The sequence below is a fragment of the Mycobacterium sp. TH-M82 genome, assembly GCF_057473605.1.
Genome location: NZ_JBYCKY010000156.1, coordinates 1 through 8,006 on the forward strand (window position 1 = coordinate 1; position 8,006 = coordinate 8,006).

The 8,006-nt window shown below is 67.8% G+C and carries 5 protein-coding genes and 1 pseudogene; 3 read left to right on the top strand and 3 right to left on the bottom strand.

What is annotated here, in order from left to right:
• Nucleotides 1-241: 241 nt before the first annotated feature.
• Nucleotides 242-1,450 carry an IS30 family transposase gene (locus AC2VON_RS04545; RefSeq protein WP_486951875.1) on the top strand — a complete coding sequence of 403 codons (1,209 nt, stop codon included), beginning with the start codon at nt 242-244 and terminating at the stop codon, nt 1,448-1,450.
• Nucleotides 1,451-1,814: 364 nt separating this feature from the next.
• On the opposite strand, the pseudogene AC2VON_RS04550 reads toward AC2VON_RS04545, so the two are convergent.
• Nucleotides 1,815-4,430 (bottom strand): annotated as a pseudogene (locus AC2VON_RS04550) (FtsK/SpoIIIE family DNA translocase); the annotation flags it as partial.
• A gap of 109 nt (nt 4,431-4,539) precedes the next feature.
• Complete coding sequence (locus AC2VON_RS04555; protein ID WP_486951876.1) at nt 4,540-5,538, bottom strand: LLM class flavin-dependent oxidoreductase; 999 nt, start codon at nt 5,536-5,538, stop codon at nt 4,540-4,542.
• 93 nt (nt 5,539-5,631) lie between these two features.
• Between AC2VON_RS04555 and AC2VON_RS04560 the strand changes: the two genes are divergently transcribed.
• Together AC2VON_RS04560 and AC2VON_RS04565 are read left to right on the top strand one after the other, a co-directional pair.
• Nucleotides 5,632-5,946, top strand: a complete 315-nt coding sequence (locus AC2VON_RS04560) for a putative quinol monooxygenase (protein WP_486951877.1) — start codon at nt 5,632-5,634, stop codon at nt 5,944-5,946.
• 48 nt (nt 5,947-5,994) lie between these two features.
• Entirely contained in the window at nt 5,995-6,867 is an 873-nt protein-coding gene (locus tag AC2VON_RS04565; RefSeq protein ID WP_486951878.1) for an SAM-dependent methyltransferase, read from the top strand.
• Between the two features lie 165 nt (nt 6,868-7,032).
• On the opposite strand, the gene AC2VON_RS04570 is transcribed toward AC2VON_RS04565, so the two are convergent.
• A partial coding sequence (locus AC2VON_RS04570; protein WP_486951879.1) for a ribonuclease J occupies nt 7,033-8,006 on the bottom strand: 974 nt, incomplete at its 5' end.

The following is an 8,006-nucleotide window of genomic DNA, read 5'->3' on the forward strand; positions in this document are numbered from 1 at the left end:
TCGCAGAGCTCCCAGCCGGGCTGCATGTGAGCACCCTCGACGGCGGGCACATTCCGATGTTCGAGGCGCCGGAGCTGGTCACGAAGACCATCACCGACTTCGTCGACCAGTACATCCCGCCGATGCAGGCCGTCGATTCGCCGGCCAGTTAGCAGCCTTGCACCGAGCGTGAAGCTGTTGCGAGAAATCGCAGGCGGATTCATACGGTCAGTGCAACATCTGCGAGTTTTGGAGGTTGCACATGCCGAGTGGGTATCCGTGGCCGGGGTCGGTGCGGCGGGAGTTCTTTGATCTGGTTTGTGGGGGCGCGACGATCAGGCAGGCTGCGTGTAAGACCGGCGTGTCGTACAACAGGGGCTGGGAGTGGTGGCGCGACGCTGGAGCGATGACATTGAAAAAGGGCTCCGGCGCCGGCGGCCTAGCAAACCCGGGAGACTGGGAGCGGCCGGGCGGTCAGGGGCATCGCATTTCCTTTGAGGAGCGTATCGAGATCATGCGGGGCCGTGACGCCGAGCTGACCTATGAGGAGATCGCTAACCGGATCGGCCGTGATCGGTCGGTGGTGTGGCGTGAGGTGAAGCGCAACAGTCTTCCCACCGGGGAGTATCACGCCCTGATGGCCCATGCGTATGCGACCGAAAACGCCCGTCGGCCTAAGGAGTTCAAGCTCAAGAACAACCCGTTGTGCAAGACCATCGAGACCTGGATGGACGACGGGTGGAGCCCCAAGCTGATCGCTGATGTGTTGGCCTGCGACTACCCTGGTGACAAGCTGATGCAGGTGAGCCACGAGACGATCTATCAGTGCCTGTATGTGCAGACGCGCGGCAGTCTGCGCGCCGATCTGTGCAAGTGCCTGTCCACCAAGCGCACGGCGCGCAAACCCCGCGGCCAACGGACCACCAGCGGCGGGGTGTATTCCAGCGGCGAGGAATTCAAGATCAGTGACCGGCCGGCAGAGGCCGATGACCGGGCCGTGCCCGGCCACTGGGAGGGCGATTTGATCCTGGGCAGCACCGCCTCGGGCTCAGCGATCGGCACCCTAGTCGAGCGCAGCACCCGCTTTACCATCCTGCTGCATCTGCCCGGTGATCACACCGCCGAGACGGTGGCCACCGCGATGATCGAGGCCATGGCTGAGCTGCCCGAACACCTGCGGCGCTCGATCACCTGGGATCGGGGCAGCGAGATGGCGGGCTGGAAGCAGATCCACCTTGAGCTCGGCGCCCCAGTGTATTTCTGCAACCCGCACTCGCCGTGGCAGCGCGGCACCAACGAGAACACCAACCGGCTGTTGCGGTTCTGGTTCGAAAAGGGCACCGACCTCTCGGGCTATACCAAGGCCGACCTCAAACGCATCCAGGACAAGCTCAATCGCCGCCCCCGCCCCACCCTGGGCCTAAATACCCCCGCCCAGCGGCTGGCCGCCCTGATCGACCAAGCAGCCTAAAACAGCTGAACCTCAGTGAGACCGACGCTGCCTCAACACCACTGGAGCTGGAGATGCATCACGTCAACGTCAACCTCGACGCCGCCGACGCAGTCGAGCTCGGCGAAATCCTTGCCTTCCTCAGCGACTGACTCGCCAGCGACCCCAACCGCCTCGACGCGTCCCTCCACGAGCTCCTCGACACCCCCGAGCTAGTCAGCCCGGAAACCGATTCACCGACATGCTCCTGGGTGACAATCCGGCCCGGCGATAGCCCCCCCAAGCCCCCCACAGGCAACACAGACATCTGCAGCTTTGACCCCCGACGTTGCATTAGCCGGTTGACAATGGGCCGGAAAATATCGCAACAGTTTCACGCTCGGCGCTATTCGGGCGGGTCGGCCGGGTCGGCCGGATCTCCCGGGTCTCTCGTGGCCTCGTTTCCGCCGCCGCGGACGGCCGCCAACGTTGCGGCCAGTTCGTCGGGTTTGGCCAGCACCGTGCGGGCCTTGGAGCCCTCGGACGGGCCGACGATGCCGCGGGTCTCCATCAGGTCCATCAGCCGGCCAGCCTTGGCGAAGCCGACCCGCAGCTTGCGCTGCAGCATCGAGGTGGATCCGAACTGGCTGGACACCACCAGCTGGACGGCCTGGCAGAAGACCTCCATGTCGTCGCCGATGTCGGGGTCGACATCGCTACGCTCACTGCTGGTCTTGGCGGCGGTGACGCCCTCGGTGTACTCGGGTTCGGCCTGCTGCTTGCAGGCGGTGACGACGGCTTGGATCTCCTCATCGGTGACGAACGCGCCCTGGAACCGGATCGGCTTACCCGCGCCCATCGGCAAGAACAGCCCGTCACCCATGCCGATCAGCTTCTCCGCGCCCGCCTGGTCCAGGATTACCCGGCTGTCGGTCAGCGACGATGTCGCGAACGCTAGCCGGGACGGCACGTTGGTCTTGATCAGCCCGGTGACCACGTCCACCGACGGGCGCTGGGTGGCCAGCACCAGGTGGATTCCGGCCGCGCGGGCCTTCTGGGTGATCCGCACGATGGCATCCTCGACGTCGCGCGGCGCGGTCATCATCAGATCGGCCAACTCGTCGACGATCGCCACCACATACGGGTAGGGCCGGTACTGGCGCTGGCTGCCCAGCGGCGTGGTGATGGCACCGGATCGCACCTGGGCGTTGAAGTCGTCGATGTGGCGCACCCTGCAGGCCTGCATGTCCTGGTAGCGCTGTTCCATCTCCTCGACCAGCCAGGCCAGTGCGGCCGCCGCCTTCTTCGGTTGCGTGATGATCGGGGTGATTAGGTGCGGAATGCCTTCATACGGGGTGAGTTCCACCATCTTCGGGTCGACCAGGATCATCCTGACCTCGTCCGGGGTGGCCCGCGCCAGCAACGACACCAGCATCGCGTTGACGAAGCTGGACTTGCCGGACCCGGTGGAGCCGGCGACCAGCAGGTGCGGCATCTTGGTCAGGTTGGCGCTGACGAAGTCGCCCTCGATGTCCTTGCCCAGCCCGATCACCAGCGGATGGTGGTCGCGGCGGGTGGACGGCGCGGCCAGCACGTCAGCCAGGCGCACCATTTCCCGGTCGGTGTTGGGCACCTCGATGCCGACCGCGGACTTGCCGGGGATGGGCGCCAGCATCCGCACGCTCTCGGTGGCCACCGCGTAGGCGATGTTGCGGTGCAGCGTGGTGATCTTCTCCACCTTGACCCCGGGTCCCAGCTGAACCTCGTAGCGGGTGACGGTGGGCCCGCGGGTGCAGCCGGTGACCGCCGCGTCGACATTGAACTGGCCCAGCACCGAGTTGATCGACTCGGCCATCTGGTCGTTGGCGGCGGTGCGTCGCTTCGGCGGATCCCCGGCCGTCAGCAGCTGCAGCGACGGCAGCGTGTACGGGCCCTCGACGTCCCGGTCCAGGGTCGGGGCGTCACGCTTGGCAGCCACTTTGGGGGTTTTCAGCCGGATGCGCGCGGACGGCTCGGGGATCGTCGGAGTGTCCATCGTGTCCACGGCGTCCACAGTGTCCACCCCCGCCCCGTCGGACGGATAGTTGTCATTGGGCGTGCCGCCCGGCCAGGCGTGCGCCGTGTCGTCGTAGCCGTCGTCGTAGCCGTCGTCGTAGCCGTCGTCGTAGCCGTCGTAGGCATCCTCTTCCCGCCGGGTGTTCGGCTCCGGGTGGTCGTCGTAGCCGTCGGAATCGGATCCGAAGATCCCGGTGCCGAACACGGCCCGCATGCTGGCCGGCGCGTCGCGGATCGTCGTCCCGGTCAACAGCAGCACACCGAACAGCACCGCGATGAACAGCAGCGGCACCGAGATCCAGGCGGTCAACCCGTCGGAGAGCGGCCCGCCGATCGCGAAGCCGATGAACCCCGCCGCGTCCGCGCGGCCGGCGGGGGTCTGCGGCGAGCCGGCCCACAGATGCCACAGGCCCAGGATCGGCAGCGACACCATCGCCGCGCCCAGAATCAGCCTGGGCCGCGTGTCGGGGTGCGGTTCGGTGCGCATCAGGATCACCGCGATCACGCCGGCAATCACCGGAAGCAGCACCACCGCTGCACCGACGAACGTCCGCAGCACGGCGTCGACCCAGGCTCCGATCGGCCGTGCCGCGTTCAACCAGCAGCTGGCGGCCGTGACGACGGCCAGTGCCAGCAACCCCAGCGCGATACCGTCGCGGCGGTGACCCGGGTCGATGTCGCGGGCCCGGCCGACGGACCGGGCGGCGGTTCCGGTTGCCCTAGCCACCATCAGCCACGTCGCGTGTGCGGCCCGGCCACAAGCCAGACCGATCGCGGTCGGCCACGACTGCCGGTGTCGAGCGGGTTGGCGGCGCGGCCCGGACGCCTGCCTGCGCAGGCCCGGCCTCGAACCGGGCTTTGACCTCCTCGTTCGGGAGCCGGATCGGGCAACCGTCTTGCTAGCCATGGCCGCCAGGGTAGTCGCAATGGCCTCTTTTACACCATCCGCCACACTGGCCACGGGGATATCGGGGAGGTTACCTTGACGTCTTCCCCGCGGCTGCCGGGGATTCCGGCGGTGGGTGCGGCTGCCTCGGCACCCCTCCGGAGGTTTGCCCGCTAACGTTTTGCTGTGGTCACCCGGGCAGCCCGGCTGCGGCGGCGAAGGCCCGCAGCTCGCGGGGGATGTCCGGCCCGGCCGGTTGGTAGGCGATTTCGGTCACCCCGGCCGCCGCCAAGCCGGCCAGCCGCTCGGCAACCACCGCGGGCGGGCCGTTGACCCCGCTAGTTTCAGCCAGGGCCGACCCGCCGGCTTCCCAGGCGGCACGGTCGAGCGGGTTGACCGCAATGAGGTGCCCGTCGTGCACGGTCAGGTGCCGTAGGTGCGCAGGGGCCGCATCCACACCGGCCAGCCAGGCCGTGCCCCCGGGGAGTCCCGCTACCGCGTCAACCCCTGCACGCTCGTAGACGGCGTGATAAACAACCGCCACTCCCGGACCACCTGCGTCGAGCACCCGCGGCGAGGCGGGGCTCTCCCCTTCGTCGAATACCGTCCCGAACTGCAGCAGCGCCCGCCAATCCGTCACCGCCGCCGCCTCCGGATTCCAGACCCCGGCGGAGAAAAGGCCGTCGCCGACCCCGGCCGCCACCGCGAACCCCTTGGGCCCGTCGGCCCCGATGAGAATCGGCACGTCGACCGGTCGCGGCGCGCCAAAGCCCTCACGGTGGCGCATCTGGCACCAGGCGCCGTCCCACTCGGCCGGCTCGCCGCGCAGCAGCGCCCGCAGCACCTCCACGTAGTGCTCGACGTGAGCCCAGCGCAACGGCCGCTGGCCGAGCGTCATCCGGGCCGTGAACCCGGCGCCGACCGCCGCGGTCACCCGACCCGGGGCAAGGCCTGCCAGGGTGGCGATCGCCGCCGCGTTGGTCATCGGGTGGCGCAAGCTGGGCACCAGCACCCCCGGGCCGAGACCGATGCGGGAGGTGCGTCGGGCGGCCAGCGCCAGGGTCATCCACACGTCGGGCAACAGCGCCGGCGAGTCGTAGCACCACGCTCGCCGGTAGCCGAGCTGCTCCGCCAACTCGATGTGGTCGGGCGTGTCCATCGAGGTGGCGAAGGCGCAAGAGATGTCCACGACGGCTTACGCTACCGAGCGGCGGGCCGTTTTCCAGGGCATCTGGGTAGGGTGACAGCAACCACACCGCCACTCATCGAGGAGTCCGATCGCATGCCCGTCGTCGTCGTCGCCACCATGACCGCCAAACCGGAGTCGGTCGGCACCGTCCGCGCCATCTTCACCCGCACGGTCGAAGACGTGCACAACGAGCCGGGCTGCCAGCTGTACTCGCTGCACGAGTCCGGCAACACGTTCGTCTTCATCGAACAGTGGGCCGACGCCGAGGCGGTGCAGACCCACAGCACCGCGCCGGCGGTCACCACCATGTTCAATGACGTGCGCGACCACCTGGCCGGGGCACCGGACATCAAGATGCTTCAGCCCGTCCCAGCCGGTGATCCCGCGAAGGGACAACTCGGGAGCTAACCGTGGCGGAGTTGGTCGACGCCAGGCTGGTGAACAAGAAGTAAGCCCATGGCGCGAAACCCGATAGCGCAGACTGCATTCGGCCCGATGGTGCTGGCGGCGATCGAACAGCACGAGCCGCCTCAGCGGCGGCTGGTGGACGACGACCTGGCGGCCCTGTTCCTGCCGACCCGGATGCGGTGGTTGGTGGCGGCGCTGCGCCAGCCGCGGCTGCGACGTTGGTTCATCGCCGCGATGCAGCGGTCCGGGCCCGGGTTGTGGGCCTGCCTGACCTGCAGGAAGCGCTTCATCGCGGACGAACTCGACAAGGCGCTGGGCGATATCGACGCGGTGGTCGTGCTCGGCGCCGGGTTGGACACTCTTGCCTACCGGTTGACTCGGCGTACCCGCATCCCGACCTTCGAGGTGGACCAGCCCGTCAACATCGCCCGCAAAGCCGCCACCGTGCGCCGGGTGCTGGGTAGGCTGCCGCTGTCGGTTCGGTTGGTGGCGTTGGACTTCGAACGCGACGACCTGCTCACCGCGCTCACCGAACACGGCTACCACACCGAATGGCGCACCTTCTTCATCGGTGAGGGAGTGACCCAATACCTGACGGACGGCGGTGTCCGAAGGACCTTGGAGGGGCTGCGGGCGGTGGCCCCGGGCAGCCGGCTGCTGTTCACCTACGTCCGCCGTGACTTCATCGACGGGGCGAATCTGTACGGCACGCCGAGGCTGTACCGCAGAGTCCGGCAACAGCGACGGCTCTGGCATTTCGGGCTGCAGACCGACCAGGTAGCGGACTTTCTCGCCGAATACGGGTGGCGGCTGATCGAACAGGCCGGACCCGAGCAGTTGGTGCAGCGCTGTGTCGAGCCGGCCGGACGAGGGCTCACCGCCAGCGAGCTCGAATGGTCGGCCTACGCGGAGAAAGAATAGTGAATTCTATGCGGCGGCAGCTATATCGCTAAGCCATCGCCACAAGCGTGTCTGATCCAGGTCGCGAAAGCCGACGAGCAACTGGACGTTGAGATTGCTTCCAGGGTCGTGATCAGACGAAATTCACGACCCTAGAGGCAATCTCAACGGCGTGACCGCAACGACTCAGACCTCCAGCACCGTCGGCACGATCATCGGCTGGCGGCGGTAGGTCTCCCCCACCCATTTGCCGAGTACGCGGCGGACCCCCTGGGCGATCCGTACCGGGTCGGTGACGTGCTCGGCGGCAAGAGCTTCCAGCTCCGCGTCGACTTTGCGCGCCGCGGGTTCCAGCGCCTTTGGGTCCTCGGAGAAGCCGCGGGAATGCAGATGCGTCGGCGCAGCGGGCTTGCCGGTTCCCCGTCGCAGCACCACCGTCACCGCGACGAATCCCGACGACAGGACCAGTCGTTCACCGAGTGTGGTGTCGCCGACGTCACCGCTGACCAGACCGTCGACGAACATCTTGCCGACCGGCACTGCCCCGGCGATGGTGGCCTCGCCCGCCACCAGGTCGACGCTGACCCCGTTCTCCGCCAGCAGGATTGACTCTTGTGCAACCCCCGTCGCAGCGGCCAGCGCCGCGTTGGCCCGCAGCATCCGCCAGGTGCCGTGTACCGGCATCACGTTGCGTGGCCGCACCCCGTTGTACAAGAACAGCAGTTCGCCGGCGTAGGCGTGCCCGGAAACGTGCACCCGCGCCTGGGCGTTGGTGACCACCCGGGCGCCGACCTTGGCCAGGGCGTCGATGATGCCGTAGACGGCTTCCTCGTTGCCGGGGATCAGCGACGACGACAGCACGACCAGGTCGCCGGCGGTCAACGTGATGCTGCGGTGCTCGCCGCGCGACATCCGCGCCAGCGCCGACAACGGTTCGCCCTGGCTGCCGGTGGTGATCAGCACCACCTGCTCGGGCGGCATCGTCTCGGCGGCCCCGATGTCGATCAGGTCGGAGTCGTCCACCCGCAGAAAACCCAGGTCCCGGGCGATGCCCATGTTGCGGACCATTGATCGGCCGACGAATGAGACCCGCCGTCCCAACGCCACCGCCGAGTCGATGATCTGCTGCACCCGGTCCACGTTGGAGGCGAAGCATGCCA